At 31.0% G+C, this 19,847-nt stretch carries 17 protein-coding genes and 1 tRNA gene; 14 read left to right on the forward strand and 4 right to left on the reverse strand.

Annotated features, from left to right (window positions below; genetic code table 11):
- The 7 genes from yidD (at position 1) to C4N20_RS06240 (ending at position 6,300) form a co-directional block, all read left to right on the forward strand.
- Positions 1–246: a membrane protein insertion efficiency factor YidD gene (gene yidD, locus C4N20_RS06210; protein WP_005978562.1), complete on the forward strand. Its 246-nt coding sequence runs from the start codon at positions 1–3 to the stop codon at positions 244–246.
- Positions 243–869 (forward strand): YidC/Oxa1 family membrane protein insertase, encoded by a 627-nt coding sequence (locus C4N20_RS06215; RefSeq protein ID WP_005978565.1) that lies wholly within the window; start codon positions 243–245, stop codon positions 867–869. Before yidD ends, C4N20_RS06215 begins: the two co-directional genes overlap by 4 nt.
- Before the next feature lie 4 nt (positions 870–873).
- Positions 874–1,623: a Jag family protein gene (locus C4N20_RS06220; RefSeq protein WP_005978569.1), complete on the forward strand. Its 750-nt coding sequence runs from the start codon at positions 874–876 to the stop codon at positions 1,621–1,623.
- Positions 1,624–1,632: 9 nt separating this feature from the next.
- Positions 1,633–3,003, forward strand: a complete 1,371-nt coding sequence (mnmE, locus tag C4N20_RS06225; RefSeq protein ID WP_005978571.1) for a tRNA uridine-5-carboxymethylaminomethyl(34) synthesis GTPase MnmE — start codon at positions 1,633–1,635, stop codon at positions 3,001–3,003.
- Between the two features lie 70 nt (positions 3,004–3,073).
- The gene (gene mnmG / locus C4N20_RS06230; RefSeq protein WP_005978573.1) at positions 3,074–4,924 is read left to right on the forward strand and encodes a tRNA uridine-5-carboxymethylaminomethyl(34) synthesis enzyme MnmG; all 1,851 of its coding nucleotides are present in this window, start codon (positions 3,074–3,076) and stop codon (positions 4,922–4,924) included.
- A 138-nt stretch (positions 4,925–5,062) separates the two neighbouring features.
- Complete coding sequence (locus tag C4N20_RS06235) at positions 5,063–5,698, forward strand: CatB-related O-acetyltransferase (protein WP_005978575.1); 636 nt, start codon at positions 5,063–5,065, stop codon at positions 5,696–5,698.
- 95 nt (positions 5,699–5,793) lie between these two features.
- Entirely contained in the window at positions 5,794–6,300 is a 507-nt protein-coding gene (locus C4N20_RS06240; RefSeq protein WP_005978577.1) for an adenylate kinase, read from the forward strand.
- Between the two features lie 58 nt (positions 6,301–6,358).
- Here the strand turns inward: C4N20_RS06240 and C4N20_RS06245 are convergent, their stop codons facing one another.
- The gene (locus C4N20_RS06245) at positions 6,359–7,855 is read right to left on the reverse strand and encodes a glutathione ABC transporter substrate-binding protein (protein WP_005978579.1); all 1,497 of its coding nucleotides are present in this window, start codon (positions 7,853–7,855) and stop codon (positions 6,359–6,361) included.
- Positions 7,856–8,168: 313 nt separating this feature from the next.
- Between C4N20_RS06245 and mfd the strand changes: the two genes are divergently transcribed.
- From mfd to C4N20_RS06275, 6 genes are all read left to right on the forward strand, one after another.
- The gene (mfd, locus tag C4N20_RS06250; RefSeq protein ID WP_005978581.1) at positions 8,169–11,120 is read left to right on the forward strand and encodes a transcription-repair coupling factor; all 2,952 of its coding nucleotides are present in this window, start codon (positions 8,169–8,171) and stop codon (positions 11,118–11,120) included.
- A gap of 2 nt (positions 11,121–11,122) precedes the next feature.
- A complete protein-coding gene (gene mazG, locus C4N20_RS06255) occupies positions 11,123–11,881 on the forward strand; it encodes a nucleoside triphosphate pyrophosphohydrolase (protein ID WP_005978584.1) in 759 nt (252 codons plus the stop codon).
- Positions 11,882–11,938: 57 nt separating this feature from the next.
- Entirely contained in the window at positions 11,939–12,229 is a 291-nt protein-coding gene (locus C4N20_RS06260; protein ID WP_005978586.1) for an RNA-binding S4 domain-containing protein, read from the forward strand.
- Positions 12,229–13,089 carry a 4-(cytidine 5'-diphospho)-2-C-methyl-D-erythritol kinase gene (gene ispE, locus C4N20_RS06265; RefSeq protein ID WP_005978587.1) on the forward strand — a complete coding sequence of 287 codons (861 nt, stop codon included), beginning with the start codon at positions 12,229–12,231 and terminating at the stop codon, positions 13,087–13,089. Before C4N20_RS06260 ends, ispE begins: the two co-directional genes overlap by 1 nt.
- A gap of 32 nt (positions 13,090–13,121) precedes the next feature.
- Positions 13,122–13,415, forward strand: a complete 294-nt coding sequence (gene spoVG / locus C4N20_RS06270) for a septation regulator SpoVG (RefSeq protein WP_005978589.1) — start codon at positions 13,122–13,124, stop codon at positions 13,413–13,415.
- Between the two features lie 111 nt (positions 13,416–13,526).
- Entirely contained in the window at positions 13,527–13,856 is a 330-nt protein-coding gene (locus C4N20_RS06275; RefSeq protein WP_005978591.1) for a cupin domain-containing protein, read from the forward strand.
- Positions 13,857–13,900: 44 nt separating this feature from the next.
- Here C4N20_RS06275 and speD read toward each other — a convergent pair whose 3' ends face one another.
- From speD to C4N20_RS06290, 3 genes are all read right to left on the reverse strand, one after another.
- On the reverse strand, positions 13,901–14,275 hold the full coding sequence (gene speD, locus C4N20_RS06280; protein WP_005978592.1) for an adenosylmethionine decarboxylase: 375 nt from the start codon (positions 14,273–14,275) through the stop codon (positions 13,901–13,903).
- Between the two features lie 14 nt (positions 14,276–14,289).
- Positions 14,290–15,462 carry a bis-aminopropyl spermidine synthase family protein gene (locus tag C4N20_RS06285; protein ID WP_005978594.1) on the reverse strand — a complete coding sequence of 391 codons (1,173 nt, stop codon included), beginning with the start codon at positions 15,460–15,462 and terminating at the stop codon, positions 14,290–14,292.
- A gap of 497 nt (positions 15,463–15,959) precedes the next feature.
- The gene (locus tag C4N20_RS06290) at positions 15,960–19,232 is read right to left on the reverse strand and encodes a DUF4132 domain-containing protein (protein ID WP_005978596.1); all 3,273 of its coding nucleotides are present in this window, start codon (positions 19,230–19,232) and stop codon (positions 15,960–15,962) included.
- Between the two features lie 240 nt (positions 19,233–19,472).
- On the opposite strand from C4N20_RS06290, the gene C4N20_RS06295 reads away from it, so the two are divergent.
- Positions 19,473–19,547: transfer RNA gene (locus C4N20_RS06295), tRNA-Gln, on the forward strand.
- Positions 19,548–19,847 lie beyond the last annotated feature (300 nt).

The following is a 19,847-nucleotide window of genomic DNA, read 5'->3' on the forward strand; positions in this document are numbered from 1 at the left end:
ATGAAAAAAATTATACTTTGTATGATAAGATTCTACCAAAAGTATATATCAATATTTTTAGGAAAAAACTGTAGGTTTATTCCTACATGTTCAGCCTATACATATGAGGCTGTTGAGAAATTCGGTGTTGTAAAAGGTGTATATCTGGGAATTAAAAGGATTATAAAATGTCACCCATTTAACCCAGGAGGGTTTGACCCTGTACCTGAAAAGAAAGAAAAGAAAAAATTTCGGGAGGATAAATGAAATATATTAGTGGTATTTATGGATTATTAAAGGGAGTCATAGAAGCTATGCTGGTTTTTATGCATCATCTTACAGGAAATTTTGGACTTGCTATTATCGGAGTAACTATTTTAATGAAAATAATACTTCTTCCATTAACTTTAAAACAAGATAAATCTATGAAGAGTATGAAGAAATTACAACCTGAATTGGATAAATTAAAAGAAAAGTATAAAGGCGATCCTAAAATGCTTAATCAGAAAACAATGGAACTTTATCAACAACACAAAGTTAATCCTGCTGGGGGATGTCTTCCTCTATTGGTTCAATTACCAATATTATGGGCGTTGTTTGGAGTATTAAGAGGTGGAATTGTACCTCAAGATTCAACATTCTTATGGATGGAACTTGTTAAACCAGATCCTTTTTATATCCTTCCAGTATTAAACGGGGTTGTATCATTTGTACAGCAGAAAGTGATGGGATCATCAGATAATCCTCAAATGAAAAATATGATGTATATGTTCCCTATCATGATGGTATTTATTTCTTATAAAATGCCAGCTGGATTACAAATTTATTGGTTAACATCAAGTTTGGCAGGAGTTATTCAGCAGTATCTGATTATGAAAAGAGGGGAGTAATTTTATGAGTAATGTTATAGAAATCAAAGCCATGAATAAGGAACAAGCTATAACTAGAGCTTTAAAAATATTAGAGGCGTCACCAGAACATGTAGTAAGAGTAAAAGAAAAGCAGAAAAGCCTATCTTTTCTAGGATTATTTAATAGAGAAGGTATTTATGAAATAGAAATTGATAAAGAATTAAAAAAAGAAACGATAAAACCTGAACCTAAAAAAGAGGTTAAAGAAGAAATAAAAGAACATAAGAAAAAAGAGACTAAAGAAGTTAAAGAAAAACAGCATAAAGAAATAGTAAAAGAAAAATTGGAAGAAGCAGTAGATGCAAGCGATCTTGTAGAAGCTAAAGCAAAAGAGCTTCTTGAGTATATAGGGCTTAACCTTCGTGTAGATGTAAATAAAGTCCATGACAGAACTTATCTTGTTAATCTCTATGGAGAAGATAATGGGATAATAATAGGAAAAAAAGGAAAGACTTTAAATAGTTTTGAATACCTATTGAACTCTCTATTGAAAGAGTACAGAATAGAGGTGGATGTAGAAGGATTTAAAGAAAAAAGAAATCAGACTTTAAGAGAATTAGGTAAGAAAATGGCTGAAAAAGCATTAAAAACTAATAAAGCTGTAAGACTTAATCCAATGCCTCCTAGAGAAAGAAAAGTAATACATGAAGTTGTAAACAAATATCCAGAACTGGATACATTCAGTGAAGGTAGAGACCCTAAGAGATATATAGTTATCAAGAGGAAAAAATAGGGAGGAACCATGCTTTTCGATACAATAGCAGCTATTTCCACTCCACGTGGTGAAGGTGGTATAGGAATAGTTAGAATCTCAGGAAATAATGCTTTAGAAATACTTGGAAAAATATTTAAACCAAAATCTAAAAAAAATATTGAAGAGTTGAAAAATTTTAGTATAAATTATGGACATCTTTATGATGGAAAAAATTTAGTGGATGAAGTCCTTGTTTCAATAATGAAGGCACCAAATACATATACAAAAGAAGATATAGTAGAAATAAACTGCCATGGAGGTTTTGTAATCACTGAAAAAGTACTGGAAACAGTATTAAAAAATGGTGCAAGAATTTCAGAAAGTGGAGAATTTACTAGAAGAGCTTTTTTAAATGGAAGACTGGATCTGACACAGGCAGAAGCAGTAATGGATATAATTCATGGAAAAACAGAAAAATCTGTATCTCTCTCATTGGATCAATTGAGAGGAGATTTAAAAGAGCAGATAGGACACTTAAAAAAACTTGTGTTGGATGTTGCTGCTCATATAAATGTGGTACTTGATTATCCAGAAGAAGGAATAGATGATCCTCTTCCAGAAAATCTTGTAGGTAATTTAAGAGAGGTAATGGATACTACAGATATTCTTATCAGATCATATGATAAGGGAAAAATGATAAAAGAAGGTATAAAAACTGCAATAGTTGGAAAACCTAATGTTGGTAAATCAAGCATACTTAACTCTGTATTGAAAGAGGAGAGGGCAATAGTAACTCATGTAGCTGGAACTACAAGGGATGTAATAGAAGAAGTGGTAAATCTGAAAGGAATACCTCTTGTATTGGTAGATACTGCTGGTATCAGAAAAACAGATGACCTTGTGGAAAATATCGGAGTGGAAAAATCTAAACAACTTATTGAAAGTGCAGATCTAATACTATTTGTAGTAGATGGTTCAAGAGCTTTAGATGAGGAAGATATGAGAATACATGAAGCTATAAAAGCTGAAAAAGTTATAGGGATACTGAACAAGATAGATATAAGAGAAGATATAGATCTTTCACCTTTGACTAAGATAAATAAATGGCTGGAAATATCAGCTATAAAAAATCAAGGGATAGATGAGATGGAAGAAGAGATATATAACCATATCATTGAAGAAAATGTAGAAGACAGTTCTCAAAAGATAACAATAACAAATATAAGACATAAATCTGCTCTGGAAAAAACAAAGCAATCTATTGAAAATATATTTGAAACTATAGAGAACGGACTTCCTATGGATCTAATGGCAGTTGATATCAAAGGAGCTTTGGATTCACTATCTGAAGTAACAGGAGAGATATCGAGTGAAGATCTGCTGGATCACATATTCAGTAATTTCTGTGTAGGGAAATAATAAATGAGAGTGGCTTAAAATTAGTCACTCTCTTCTTACTTTTAATACCTAAAATTCGGAGGAAACAAAAATGGAAATGAAACAATATGAAGTGATAGTAGTAGGAGGAGGACATGGGGGAGTAGAAGCAAGTCTAGCAGCAGCAAGACTTGGAAAGAAAACAGCTATGTTTACTCTATATCTTGATACTATTGCTATGATGTCATGCAACCCTTCAATAGGAGGACCAGGAAAAAGCAATCTTGTTGCTGAAATGGACATACTTGGTGGAGAGATGGGAAGACATACTGATAAGTTTAATCTTCAGCTAAAACATTTAAATGAAAGCAAAGGACCAGCTGCAAGGATAACAAGAGGACAGGCTGATAAATATCTCTATAGAACAGAGATGAGAAAACTTCTTGAACATACAGACAATCTTGAAATAATTCAGGACTGTGTAGATGAAATTATAGTTGAAGATGGAAAAGTAAAAGGGATAATAACAAGACTTGGAATAAAATATTATGCTCAATGTGTAGTTCTTGCTACTGGTACATTCTTAAAAGGAAAAATAGTAATAGGGGATGTAGCTTATTCTGCTGGAAGACAGGGAGAAAACTCTGCTGAAAAACTTTCTGACAGTTTGAGAGAGCATGGAATAACTATTGAGAGATATCAGACTGCAACACCTCCAAGACTTGATAAAAGAAGCATAGATTTTAGTAAAATGAAGGAACTGAAAGGGGAAGAATACCCAAGATATTTCTCTATATTCACTGATAAAGAGAGAAATAATGTAATTCCGACATGGCTTACTTATACAACTGAAAAGACTATTGAAGTAGCAAAAGAGATGTTACAATATTCACCAATAGTAAGCGGAATAATAAAAACTCATGGACCTAGACATTGTCCATCATTAGACAGAAAAGTAATAAATTTTCCAGATAAATCTAATCATCAGATATTTTTAGAGCTAGAATCAGCAGAATCAGAGGAAGTATATGTAAATGGACTTACCACTGCAATGCCTCCATTTGCTCAAGAAGCTATGATGAGAACTATAGCAGGACTGGAAAATGCAAGAGTAATGAGATATGGTTATGCTGTAGAATATGACTATGCTCCAGCAGCTCAGCTTTATCCAAGTTTGGAGAGTAAAAAAGTAGAAGGACTTTACTTTGCTGGACAGATAAATGGAACTTCTGGTTATGAAGAAGCTGCATGTCAAGGGTTTATAGCTGGGGTAAATGCTGCCAGAAAGGCAGATGGAAAGGAACCAGTTATTATAGACAGAAGTGAAGGATACATAGGAGTCCTTATAGATGACATTATTCATAAGAAGACACCAGAGCCTTATAGAGTCCTTCCATCAAGATCTGAATATAGATTAACCCTAAGGTTTGACAATGCCTTTATGAGGCTTTTTACAAAGGCTAAGGAGATAGGAATACTGTCTTCGGAAAAACTTGATTACTTAGAAAATTCTATAAAAATAGTAAATGATGAAATAGCAAGATTGAAAGAGATAAGTGTTCCAATGGTACAGGCTAATGCACTTCTTGAAAAGCTTGGTTCAGATCAGAAATTAACAAAAGGTGTAAAAATAGGAGATCTTTTAAAGATAAAAGAGGTTACTTATGACAGCTTAAAAGATATAACAGAGATAAGTGATTATCCTGGGTTTATAAAAAACCAAATAGAAACAATGATAAAATATGAGATATTTATTCAAAGAGAAAATGAACAGATTGAAAAGTTCAAAAGATTGGAAGAGGTAAGAATACCTGCTGATTTTGATTTCTCTGAAGTAAAAGGAATATCTAATATAGCTAGATGCGGACTGGAAGAGATAAAACCACTTTCAATAGGAGAGGCATCTAGAATAAGTGGAGTTACAGGAAATGATATAGCTCTTTTAGTGGGATATTTAAAATAAAAATAAATATTTTATTATTATGTATATACATATTAATAAAAAATTCTCTGTTACTTTAATGGAGGTGGAAAAATGAAGCTTTGCATTGTTTTTTCTGGAGTAGTTTTAAAATAGATCAAATTTTAAAAGGAGATTACTATGACTATTCCAGATATAAATAAAATATATCCTAGAACAAATGATAAACAGATAATATATTTAAAAAATGTAATTACAAATTCTAATATTCAAATTGGAGATTATACAATTTATAACGATTTTTATAATGATCCAACTGAGTTTCAAAAAAATAATGTGTTGTATCATTATCCAATAAATCAAGATAAACTTATTATTGGAAAATTCTGTTCCATTGCTTGTGGAGCTAAATTCTTAATGAACTGTGGTAATCATACACTGAACTCCTTATCTACTTATACTTTTCCATTATTTGGAGAGGAATGGGGATATAAAATGAATGTAAAAGATTCATGGGATAACAAAGGAAATATCACAATTGGAAATGATGTATGGATTGGCTATGAGGCTGTGATATTATCAGGAGTAACTATAGGAGATGGAGCTATTATAGGAACAAGATCAGTTGTAACTAAAGATGTTCCACCTTATACAATTGTTGGAGGAGCTCCAGCTAGAGTAATTAAGAAACGATTTTCAGATGATGTTATAGAGAAATTACTTAAAATAAAATGGTGGAATTGGCCAGTGGAGAAAATTGCTGGAAGCTTGGAGTATATACAGACTGGGAATCTATCTGAATTAGAAAAAGTATAATAAGAATAGAGCATTTTAAATTATAGGGAGAGTGGCTAATCAAGTAAAAAGAGTTTTTAGCCACTCTTTTTTTAGAGAATGAGGGAGAATAAACTATGATTATATTGATTGGAGGAAGTTCACATACTGGAAAAACACTCATGGCACAAAAATTATTAGAAAAATATAAATTTCCCTATCTTTCTATTGATCATTTGAAAATGGGATTGATAAGAAGTGGAAAAACTAATCTTACTCCTGAGAATGATGAGGAACTGACTGATTATCTTTGGCCCATTGTCAGAGAAATGATAAAGACAGCAGTTGAAAATAGACAAAATCTTATAGTAGAAGGATGTTATATACCATTTGACTGGAAGAAAGATTTTGAAGATAAATATTTGGAACATATGAGATACTTTTGTCTTATTATGGCAGAGAAATATATTCAAAAAAATTTTTCTAAGATTAAAGGATATGCAAATATTATTGAAAAAAGAGTTGATGATTCAGCTTGCACAAAGGAAATGATGATAGAAGAAAATATTAAAAATTTTGAAATGTGTCAGAAATATGATTGTGACTATATATTAATAGATGATGAATATGTGATAGAAATCTAATTGACAGAGAGTAAGAAAACAGCCATCAAAGTTAATTTGACAGCTGTTTATTTTTTTGTTATTTTTTTGTAACTGGTGCAAGATAGTGTGTTCCCTCTGGGTGGAAAACAAATCCTTCCACATTTTTCTGCATTCCTGTAATTTCATCAGGATAAACAAGTGCAAACATAGGAAGATCTTCCTGAACTATATCCTGAATCTCTTTATAATATTTGATTCTTTCTTCAGGAACTGTACTTTCTCTTGCTTTATCAAGAAGTTCGTCAACTTTTGGGTTTTTATAGAAAGTTCTGTTTCCAGCTCCACCTAAGTTTTTAGAGTGGAATAAAGCATACATAGCTGAGTCAGAGTCAGCACTAGAAGACCATCCAAGTATAAACATATCATGTTCTCCTTTGGCAACTCTATCTAAGTAAGAACCCCATTCAAGAACTTCAATTTGTACATCTATACCGATTTGTTTAAGTTGATCTTGAAGGATAACTGCTGTATCTTTTCTTACACTTTTATCATTTGTCCATATTCTAGCTTTAAACCCATTAGGATATCCAGCTTTAGCAAGCAATTCTTTTGCTTTAGCTATATTTTGAGTATAAAGCTTAGCATCTTTGTTGTACCCAAATACATTAGGTGATACAGGTGAATTAGCTTTTTTAGCAGCTTTTAAGAAAACAGCATCAATGATACTATCAACATCAGTTGCATAAGCTATAGCTTGTCTAACTTCTTTTTTATCAAAAGGAGGTCTCTGAGTATTAAAACCAAGATATGTCATACTCATAGCAGAATTCTGATCAACTTTTAGTTTTGGGTTATTTTTTACCATATCCATATCAATAGGATCTATATCATAGGCTATATCAGCTTCCTGAGTTTCAAGAGCTATTGTTCTGTTTGTTCCCTCTGGAATAACTCTGAATATCAATGAATCTACCCCTGGTTTCCCTTTGTAATAATTAGGGTTAGCTTTTAAAACTATTCTGTCTCCAGAAGTCCAAGATACAAACATGAATGGCCCAGTTCCTACTGGATGTTGTCCATAGTCACTTCCACCAGCTTTTACAGCTTTTTCACTCATTATACCAGCACCTACATGGGCTAAGTAGTTAACAAGAGGTCCATAAGGGACTTTAGTTGTTATTTTAACTGTATTTTCATCAATAGCTTCTATTTTATCAAGGTCACCAAAATATGCCATTAAAGAAGGAGCTTCTGTAGCCTGTTTTAAACTGAATACTACATCTCCAACTGTAAGAGGATCTCCATTATGGAATTTAACCCCTTTTCTTATTTTTAATACAAGAGTAAGAGGGTCTACCTGTTCCCAGCTTTCAGCCAATCCAGGTACTAAATTCATGTCTTTATCCTTTTCAATAAGTCTGTCATAGATATTTATATTTACTCTATGAGTAGGAATATCATTTGAAACCTGAGGGTTTAGACTTTTTGCATCTGAGTTTTGTGCAACTACAAGTTTTGTTTCTTTTGCTTGAAGAGTAAAGCTTGATAATGTGAGGACTGTTATTGTGAGCAGAGTAAGTAGTTTTTTATTCATTGGTTGTTCCCCCTTTATTATTTTGTTAATTACATTTTTTGAAAAAATATTTTCTTTTTAAATTATAATGAAACAATAATTTTTATTGTTTGATTATATTATGTTTTTTTACATTTGTAAAGGAAAAAAATAAATATATATGCTTAGTTTGGAAGATAATGAAAATTAATAAAAAGATAACTTATTATTGAACATATACATATGATAAAGGAGTATTTTTTAAAATATTGAAAGAGAAATATTTTTTCGCTATGAAAAGTTGAAAATACAGAGTAAAATATATACATGAAAAAATAAACTTACGGAGTGAGTCATGATAACAGAATATAGAGGAAGGATACCTTTCCTGCTCAAAGACATAAAAGGAAACATAGTATATCTATGCTCATCCAACAAGAACATTGAGGATTATTATAATACCCTCAGTGATTTTTATGATGGAAAAATTTTAAAAATTGAAAGCAGTTATGAAAATGAGGAATTTGAAAAACTTAATTATGACCTTCTTAAACTTTTAAAATCTAAAAATAAATTTGCTATACTCATATCTTTAGAAGCATTTCTCAGAGACTATGCACTAGAGGGAGATAAACTTTCTTTTAAAAAAGGGAAGGAGATGAGCATAGCTAAAATACAGGAAGATCTTGTAAGAAATAAATATGATAAAGTATATATGATTGAAAAAAGAATGCAGTACAGTGTAAGAGGGGATATTTTAGATATCTTTTCAAGTGATGGAGACTATCCTGTAAGAATTGAATTTTTTGGAGATGAGATAGAGAGAATAGCATATTTTGATCTTGAAAGCCAAAAGAGTATAGAAATACTTGATAGTATCAATGTGTATATAAACAATAATAAGAATGGAAAAATATCTTTTTTTGATTTGGTTAAAAACAGCAAAACAAAAGGTTTAAAGATATATTTTGAAAATAATGAATTGTTGAGATATAAATTAGAAGAAAATATAATTAGAGAGAGAGAAGAAGAAGAAAAGTTTCGAGGAAGATTTAATGAACTTCTGGAAACAGGTGAGGAAGTAGAGATAAAAAGATTCTCAGAGGAAGAGATAAAGAAATTTGAGGACTATGATTATATAAAAAAATTGAGTCAGAAAGAAAATATACTTCTGATGTCAGAAGAGGAAAAGAGATATAAAGAAATATTTGAAAATTATAATATTGAGATAGAGAGATATCCTCACTATGAAGGATATAGAGAAAAAGACAGACTGATTCTCACTGACAGAGAGCTAAAAGGAATCAAGGTAAAAAGAGAAGCAAAGGAAAAGGTAAATTTAAAATATAAAGATGTATCTCAAATCAGAGAAAATGACTTTATAATTCATGAAAATTATGGAGTAGGTATCTATCAAGGGATAGAAACTATGAATGGACAGGATTATTTAAAGATAAAGTATGCTGATGAAGATAAGCTTTTTGTACCAGTTGAAGGCATAAATAAAATTGAAAAGTATGTATCTACTCCTGGAGTAATTCCTGATATATATCAATTAGGGAGAAGAGGGTTTAAAAGAAAAAGACAGAAGCTGGAAGAGGAAATGGTAGCTTTTGCTAAAGAAATCATTGAGATACAGGCAAAGAGAGCTTTTGAAAAGGGATATGCTTTTTCTCATGATACAGTGTGGCAGGAGGAATTTGAAGAAAGTTTTCCATATAAAGAGACAGCTTCACAATTAAAAGCTATAGAAGATGTCAAAAGAGATATGGAATCAGATAGAATAATGGATAGGGTAGTCTGTGGAGATGTGGGATATGGTAAGACAGAGATAGCTTTGAGAGCAGCTTTTAAAGCGTCCATAGATGGGAAACAGGTAGTTGTTATGGTGCCTACCACAGTACTTGCACAACAGCATTATGAGAGATTTACAGAAAGATTCAAAAACTATCCTGTAAGTATTGAAATATTGAGCAGATTAAAAAGTGAAAAAGAGCAGAAAGAGGTACTTAAAAAAATATCAGCAGGAACTATTGATATAGTAATAGGTACTCACAGAATACTTTCATCAGATGTAAAATTTAAAGATTTAGGTCTTGTGGTAATAGACGAAGAACAGAAATTTGGTGTAAAAGCTAAGGAACAGCTGAAAAAACTGAAAAATAAAATAGATATGATAACCCTTACAGCGACACCTATTCCAAGAACATTGAACCTTTCATTGTTGGGAATAAGAGATCTTTCTGTAATAGATACACCTCCAGAAGGAAGAAAGCCTATTGAGACAATGTTTATAGATAAAGATGATAAAAAACTAAAAGAGATAATCATGAGTGAAATAGCCAGAGAAGGTCAGGTTTTCTATATATTCAATTCTGTGAAAAATATAGAAAAGAAGACTCATGAGCTTAGAAAACTTCTTCCAAATTATCTGAAACTGGACTATATTCATGGACAGATGCTTCCAAAAGAGATAAAAAACAAGATAAAAGATTTTGAAAATGGGGATATAGATATGCTCATATCCACTACTATAATTGAAAATGGTATAGATATAGAAAATGCAAATACTATGATAATAGATGGAGTGGAAAAACTGGGATTGTCACAGATATATCAGCTGAGAGGGCGTATAGGAAGAGGAAGGAGAAAGGGATACTGCTATCTTCTTACTAAAGAGCATCAGACAAAGAAAGCTAAAGAAAGAGAAGAATCTATTAAAAATCTGGGAGATTCAGGTGGAGGATTCCAGCTATCTCTTGAAGATATGAGAATAAGGGGAGCTGGAGAGATACTTGGAGACAAGCAGCATGGAGCTCTTGAGACTTTCGGATATAACTTGTATATAAAAATGCTGAATGAAGAGATACAGCGTATCAAAGGAAATGCTCCAGAAGAAGAGGTAGAGATGGAGATAAAAATAGATATGCCAGCATTTATTCCTGATGAATATATAGAAAAAGATGAAAAGATAGTGATTTACAGAAGAGCAGCTGAATTAAAAACTCAAGAGGAATTAAAAGAACTTGAGTCTGAAGTAAGGGATAGATTTGGAAATCCTCCAAGAGAGGTAGTAAATCTTTTCTACTATATAGGAGTTAAGATTAAAGCTAGAGAGCTGGGAATTTCTGTAATAAGACAGGAAAAAAATGGGTTCTTTGTAAGATTTTTAAGTGAAAAAGTAAATATAGAAAAAATATCTCAAATGATGACAATGGGAAATCTAAAATATCTCAATAGAGAGGAAGGGGTATTCTATAGAGGGAATATCAATAGATTTTTTAATGAGTATGAGGGAGTGATGTAACAGTGAAAGAATTTGACAGACTTGTGGAAATAATAAAGAGATTGAGAGGAGAAGGGGGATGTCCATGGGACAGAGAACAAACCCTTGAAACTCTTAAACCCTGCCTTATGGAAGAAACTTGTGAGGTATTAGAAGCTATGGACGAAGGGGGAGAAGAGCTGAAAGGGGAACTTGGAGACCTTTTGATGAATGTGGTATTTCAGGCTGATATATGTGAAGATGAAGGAAAATTTTCAATAGAAGATGTAGCCAGAGGGATAAATGAAAAAATGATAAGAAGACACCCTCATGTATTTAAAGAGAAGGATAATTCATTAACTTCAGATGAAGTACTGGTAAACTGGGAAGAAATAAAGAAAACAGAGAAGATCCATGAAAAAAGAGAATCAGCATTAGATGGTGTTCCTATATATCTTCCACCACTTGCTAAAGCTGAAAAAATACAGAAAAAAGCTGCTAAAGTAGGATTTGACTGGGACAATATTGAAGATGTAATGGCTAAAGTAGAAGAGGAGCTGGGAGAGCTGAAGCAGGCTATCAGCAATAATGATCAAGAAAATATGAAAGAGGAACTTGGAGATCTTCTTTTTTCCATTGTAAATCTTTCAAGATTTTTGAATGTAAATTCAACTGATGCTTTGGAGAAGACAATAAAAAAATTTGATACAAGATTTAGGTATGTAGAAAAGAACTGCGATTTAACAACTTCTTCACTAGATACAATGGAAAAATTTTGGAATGAAGCAAAAAATAAGCATTGACATATGAAAAAAATATAGTATATATAAATAATAAGATAGGAGGTTTGAACATAACGTATGAGATTGGACAAGTTTTTAAAAGTAAGCAGAATAATTAAGAGAAGACCTATCGCTAAAATAGTTGTAGATGGTGGAAAAGCTAAGCTAGATGGTAAAGTAGCAAAGGCTGGAACAGAGGTAAAAGTAGGACAAATTCTTGAGTTGGAATATTTTAATAAATATTTTAAATTTGAGATATTAGAGGTGCCTGCTGGAAATGTAGCTAAAGAAAAGACTTCTGAGCTTATAAAAGTATTGGACAGCAGAGGTATAAAGATAGATCTAGACAGTGAGGAGGATATTTTCTAGTGAAATTTTCTTTGAATTCCAATGGAAAAATAAATATAGGTTTAAATGTAACTGGCAGATGTGAGAATGGATATCATCTTCTGGATATGGTAATGGTACCTATCAGTCTGAGTGATACTATGACTGGAGAGATAACAGATGCTAAAGGGACATTGACTATAGAGACTAATAAGAAAGATATACCAACAGGAAAAGAAAATATCCTGTATAAGATATATGATAAATTTTATGATGAAAGTGCCTTAGAAAGAAAAAAAGTATATGTGTATCTTGAAAAAAGAATACCACATCAAGCTGGGCTTGGGGGAGGAAGTTCCAATGGAGCATTCCTGCTTAAACTTTTAAATAGCTTTCATGATAATCATTTCTCTATGGAAAAAATGATAGAGATAGGAAAAAGTGTAGGAGCAGACATACCATTTTTTCTGATAAATAAATCTGCAAGAGTTACAGGTATAGGAGAAAATATTGAAATAATAGAAAATAATCTGGACAGTGCATTGATAATTATAAAGCCAGATTTTGGAGTTTCTACTGGAAAAGCATATAAGAATATGTATATGCTCAATAATAAAAGAGATGCTGATATAGATAAAATAGTTCTGGGACTAAAGGAAAACAGCCTATCTACAGTGGAAAACAGTATAGAAAATCATCTTGAGCAAGGACTTTTGCTTGAAGATGAAAACATAATAGATTTCAGAAAAAGATTAGCAGCTTTAAATAATATGAAATTCTTTATGTCAGGAAGCGGAAGTGCATATTATACTTTTGCTGATAAAAATGAAAAAGAGAATATATATAAAATATTAAAAGAGCATTTTAAAAACTGTGAAGTACATCTTTGCGGTTCTTTATAGATGATACTAAAATAAGGGAAGGTGCATTAATTATGAAAATCACAGATGTTAGACTAAGGGCAGTAAAGAATGAGAATGAGTTAAAGTTGAAGGCTTATGCTGATGTAACATTTGATGAGTGCTTTGTTATCCATGGTCTAAAAATAATCGATGGTCAAAAGGGGATGTTTGTGGCTATGCCATCAAGAAAAATGCCTGATGGGGAATACAAAGATATAGCTCATCCAATCACTCCTGAATTAAGAAAAGAGATAACTGACTCAGTTATAGCTAGATACAATGAAATGGATCTAGAAGAAGAAGCTGTAGAAGCAGTGGAAGAATAGTTAAACTAAATAATCTGGGGATAAACAGCCTGAAACCTTAAGTGGTTTCAGGTTGTTTTTTTTGTACAGTTATGCTAATATATGAAAAATGAATTAAGGAGGGGAAAGTCTATGTTAATTAAATTTGATGAAATGGAAATAACTATGTTGGAAAAGTTTTATGGGGGAGAAAAAAGTGTAGAAGCTCGTATGTTTGTAGATGAAAGAAATCGTATTATGTACAGCAAACTTGAGCCTGGAGCATCTATTGGATATCATAAACATGAAAATGGAAGTGAAATGATATATATTTTACAAGGAAAAGGAAAAGCTTTATATGATGACAGAGAAGAGGAACTTTATGCAGGAGGTTGTCATTATTGCCCAAAAGGGCATTCTCACAGTGTTATAAATAATAGCGATGAAGATTTGATTTTCTTTGCAGTGGTGCCGCAGCAATAATTTAGGTATGAAAAAGAGCAGCTATAATCAGCTGCTCTAATATTTTATTCTTTAAAAATTTCTTTTAACGAGCCTCTGAGCATCTTCTTTAGATCAAATCTTTCTGCTTTTAACTTCATTTCCAAAAGAGTGAAAGCTGCTAAAGGATCTAGCATATCTCCACAGGTAAATAAATCAACAGCAGCATATTTATATTCTGGCCATGTATGAATAGTTAAGTGAGATTCCTCAATAACAATTACCCCGCTGACACCCCATGGGTTAAATGTGTGAAATACACTTTTTACTATTGTAGCTTTGGCGGCTTCAGCAGCTTCTATCATATATTTTTCAATTAATAATGTATTTTTTAATGTCTCAACATCACAGTCATAATATTCGACTAAGAGATGTTTTCCTAATTGGTTTAATTTAAACATAATTCTCCTTAATTTTAAATAGTTATATTTTTTCTTTGAAGTAAATCAAATATTTTATTATTACATTTGCAACATCCTGTATTTTTTAGAATTTCAATATTTTTTATTTTTTCAGAATTACCTATCTTTGTTATTTTCCCACATTTTTTACATTTATAAAAACGTATTGTTTTTGTAAATTCTCCAGTATACAAAAGGTTTTTGTAAGTACTCTTTATTAATGGCTTTGTTATATCAGTAGTTTTAAGTACTATCATCTGTCCTGTATTTCCAATGATGCTAGCTCCTTCATAAGTGTTGAATTTGAGAGTTACAGTTGAAATAGCAAGACCCATAGTTAGAAAATTTTTCTGCATATTTAATTGATAAATTGAAGATTTATGTGCAAAAGAAAAATAAATATTTAAGTCACTATGACTTTTTAAAGTCTCTATTCCCCTTGAAAGGAAAAGATTCATTCCTTCTAATGTATAGGGAGGATCTGTAAAAAAGCAGTCAAATCTATTTTTAAATTTATTAGACAGTGAATTTCTTAAATCTGCATATTCACACTTGATAGGAAGAGATTCTTTCATTGCTATATCATTTATGTATTCAATAATTCTTTTATCAATATCAATTACAATAATCTTAGTATTTTGATAAAAAGTGTGTGGGAAAAGTTTTTTTAATAAAAAACCTAATGCGATACTGACTAAATCATCATCTCCTAGACATAAAATGTTTTTTCCAATGAGATCATAATTTTTAAGGCACAGCATAGCTCTTTTCAAAGAAGTATCTACACTGGATTTAGATTGATCTAAAGTGACATCTGCCTGAGGTCGACATTGAAAGATATTATGAATTTCTTCTTTTATTTCAGTAATTTCTTTATACTCTTCTTGAGTATTTGTAAGTAATTTGATATAAAGTTCTTTATTTATATTTTTAAATCCTAACTCCTTTTCTACAAAGAATATTCCATTGGAAGTCAGTCTTGTTCCTCTATCTTGAATAACCAATTTTTCTTTGATAAATTCTTTTTTTATAGCAGCAGTAATAGGAAGAGGCAAGAAATTTCTTCTTGCTAATTCCTTAGTAGATATACCTTCAACAAGATATATTGTTATTAATATATTTTCTATGATTTTACTGCCTTCTTCTAAATTTATATTTTTTTTAATTTTTTCTATACAATTAAGCATTGTTTATTATCCTCCATTTTTAATTGAACTAAAAAAGAAAGATGGATAAAATAAAAAAAGGTTATAATAACACTAAAGTCACTATAACCTTTTATAACTTAAATTAAATGGCGAATATAATGGACACTAAGTTTAATAAATCAATTTTAAAATATATTAAAAATTTTAAAATTATTATTCCCTAAGTATCTAATTAATTTATAATAAAGTTCGGTTTAATGATATCCATGTTTCTTAACTATTTTTAAAAAGACAACACAAAAAATCCTCCCTGCTAACTAGGAACGGAAGCTTTTTAAAAAACAACTTTTTATTTAGTTGATTGAGTTAGAAACATTTAAGGACATCAAATCCTCCCCTTTTTTTTAATTTATATTAACAATATTATTTAATAATAACATATTAAGATAATTATTTCAAGATGGTCTCTCAATAGTATTATTTTATTATGCAAAAACAGCTGAAGTCATTTTAAGACCTCAACTGTTTTGTTAGTTTTATTCTGTTATTTTGTCAAGCAATCCTATAATACTGCTTACAAATCTCTGTGAAAGAGAAGATACATCTAATATCATATTATCTTTTATATCATCAAGAGGTTCTCCATCTTCTGGCAGACGGCAGAAAGCAACTTCTTTTATACTTATTTGTTCTTCAAAATCCTGCCCCATATACATATCATCAACATTAATGTGGACATAAATATTAAGAAATTTATCAACAATATGGTAGCAGAAGAAAGAACCACCATCAAGAACTTCTCCACGAATAAATTCATATTTTTTTGCAGCTGAATTCATTTTGCCAACAGAGATATATTTATCAGAGTAACGGATTATTTTCTTTCCAGTGATATCTTTTTCAGCAAGCTCAATCACAGAAATATCCAATTGTTCTATTGGTTGAATTATCTCATAATCATCCAGCTGAGTTTTCCAAGAAGAAGTAAGTTCCTCTCCCAGATCTGCTGGATGTGCAAGAGTAATTTGAGCATTTTCAGGAAGAGTGAATTCTTCTTCATCAACTGTATTGAAAGTGCCATCTTCCATATATCTGAATGATTGTATTATTTTATTATTTTCATATACACCCCAAATAAGTCCAATAGCAAACTGGTGCATTATAGGATTTTCTACAAATAGGGTATTCCAGCTTTTACTGCTCCAGTAACGTCCATTCATAAGAACTTTTTTCAATCTGCTAGATTGAGTTTGTACTACTGCTTTTATTTGTTTTTTAAGTTCAGAAAATTCTTTTTTAGCTGTTTCAGCTTTTACAGGGTCATCTTCACTAGTTGGTTTAGGAAGAGATTTAACAAATTTTTCCTTTCCATTATCATAGATTGAAAGTACAAAATCAGGTGTTAAACTAAGTGTAAAAGTATGAACTCCAAAATCAAGAACCTTTTTACCAGCTTTATCAAATCCAAGAGAAGGAATAATTCGATCTGAAAGTACATCTTCTGGAAGATCAAGTATCTTAGCAGCTGTAGAAAAAGCCATCTTAGCAGCTTTTTTTACCTGGTTGTTAGGAAACTTTCCAGATATGCTGTCCACCATCATAAGAGCTACACTTCCACCATTTAATGCAGCAACAGATACAGCAAATGCTGCAAGAGCTCCACGAGAAGCCTCTGCCCATTTGAGAAGCTGTTTATTTAACTGAAGTATCTGTGTATCAGAAGCAAAAACACAATAAGGAAGTAAAATCATTTTAAGTTTTGTATCAGCTCCATTATTTAACCAGGTATTATATACTCCTTCCAGAGTTTTTTGAATATCTTGCACATTTAGTATCTCTGCAACTTTATCAGCTGCTTTTACACGATATGGTGCAGCCAGAGACATATATTCAACAAGGATAAACTCCATTATTACAGCAGGAGCTGTTCCACTCATATCAGCAAAACGTACTCCAGAAAGGATACCTTCTGGTAACCATGAAATAACTTTAGTATTGGCTGTATCAAAGTTTTCTGTACAAAATTTTATTGCTGATTCATTTGTAAAAGAAAATCCATCATGGAAAAGATGTTCATTATTCCAGAACTTCATAATACGATTTATTATTTGGAGTGTTTCACCTTTTGCCTTAGTTTTGACAGATTCAAGTAGATTTTCAGTTTCTTCTTTATGTCTTGTAATTATCTCTTCAGCTTTTTTCTTAATAACTTTTGACTTATGATTAATCATTTCTACAAGTAGAGAATAATCAGGAATATCACTTTTATCAAATAAAAGTTCCATAAGTCTTGTTTGATAAGTTGTTTCATCACTTGAACATTTTTCAAGTTTTTTCCATTCATCAAGGAGTTCCAGAGCTTCATTTTCATGACCTTTTATGATTTCCACAGCATCAGCCATGTTGATATTTTCTCCATTCCAGCTTTCATCTCCAGCCATACAATAGATAGCAAGTATCTTTTTAAATGGAAATCCATATTTTATTAAAACTTCAGCACTGTCTATTGGAGATTTAGCAAGCCATTTCTCTCTTCCATCAATGAAATAGTTATATATTCTTATTTCATTTGAGTGATAAGTGTCTTTTTCAGCAAGCTCCATATAGATATCCAAGAGTTTTCTTGCAGTTGAGCTGTGAGTATACATAGAGGCAACAGCAGTATAAAAATGTTCTACCATATGCAGATTGCCATTTACATATTGTTTTAATACCTCTTCTTTAGAAATATTTCCTTTTAAATATTCTAAAACATTAGTATTTTTATTTTTAAATCCATATTCCATATATCTAATTATATCAGCATTTATTTCTTCTTCTTTTAACTTCTCTTCCTTATCATTGTTTTTTATCATAACAGCAAGGAGGAAAAGAGCTTTGACAGAGTTAAGTTTATCAGATAATCTAGAGTAAACTTTCATAAATTCTTCTCTATTTTCTTGATATGCTTCTGTAAAATATTGAACAATTTTCTTTGTATCACTTTTGTACTCATTCATTACTTCAAGAATAAGGAGCAAAAGTGGATAAGATTCTGGAATATTTTTATCATCACAGAATTTTTTTAATTTTTTAAAATCTCTATGGAAACCAAATTTATATATATTTACTCTAGCCCCTTCATTTTCCACTATCAATTTAACAAGGAGAGCCTCTGCTTCTTTTGAAACAGGATAAATTTTAGATAAAATCATACATGTAGAGATATCAGCAAATTTTTCTGCATAATCTATTATAGGTTTAAGATATCTTTCGTATTTTACTGGGTCTTTCTTGTAAAGAAGAGAACCAGTGATTAAAAGAGTAAAAAACATATGACTTTCATTTTTCTTTTCTATGAGAGTATCTATATTACTTTTAAAAAGATTGTCAGCAAATTTTGCAAAATCTTCATCAGTATAGTATTTCCATAATTTTTCAAGAATAGGCTCTATAGAATCAACAGAAAGATTTTTTTTGAATCTAATAATAGACTCTTCAATAATATTAGGAAGAGAGTAACCAATTTTTACTGCAATATCTATGTCATCAAACATATAGTAGTAATCGACTATAACTCCTTCTCTTCTCCATTGTGAAATAACAAAAAGTATTCTTTTAGCAATAGATTCATTTTCTGTTCCTATCTCTTTAAGTAACACTAGAGGATATTTAGCAGACCAAGATGTTTGTCTTTTTTCAATAGTACTGTTAATGCCATTTATATATTCTTCAGCTTCTTTTACATATTCAACAGGAAGGGGTTTCCTAGAATATGTATTTCCTTGTTTTGCAAGTTCCCAAATTTCCCACAATTCATTTTTAGTCATAATCTTTCCTTTCTAAATTTATTTAAAGTATTACTCAAAATATATCATCTTTATAGTTTAAAAACAAGAAAGAGAAGTTGAAACTTTGTAAATCATTAGTTGCAACTAAGGTAAAATCTATAAGAAGATAAAATATTTTAGTTTTTTTACAAGCTTTTTAAAAAGAGATATTCTTTTTTTATAATTTTTTAAAAATTTTATTGACAAACAAAGCTAAATTTGATACTATTATACTGTTGTTGGGCTGTCGCCAAGCGGTAAGGCAACGGACTTTGACTCCGTCATGCGCTGGTTCGAATCCAGCCAGCCCAGCCACCAATAAGAAATTAAGCTGTCTTAGATAAGGCAGTTTTTTTATTTTTTGACAACAATTTTTTTCTGTAGTAAGATATTCTTAGTGATATGAGAAAATATTCTATTTGAGGTGAGGTAGTCCAACATACTTGATATTATACAATCAGTAATATGAGAATGTCGTGGAAATGAAGGGTAAATCATAATTGAACAAAATTTTTAAGCTGTTAATATCAGCTTTTTTGCGTTCATATGATTTCAGCCATTTATTTCACACTGGGTATAATGATTTTCCAGCTGTGGGTAAAACCATAGCTTTTT

Source organism: Fusobacterium ulcerans, from assembly GCF_003019675.1.
GTDB classification, from domain to species: Bacteria; Fusobacteriota; Fusobacteriia; order Fusobacteriales; family Fusobacteriaceae; genus Fusobacterium_A; species Fusobacterium_A ulcerans.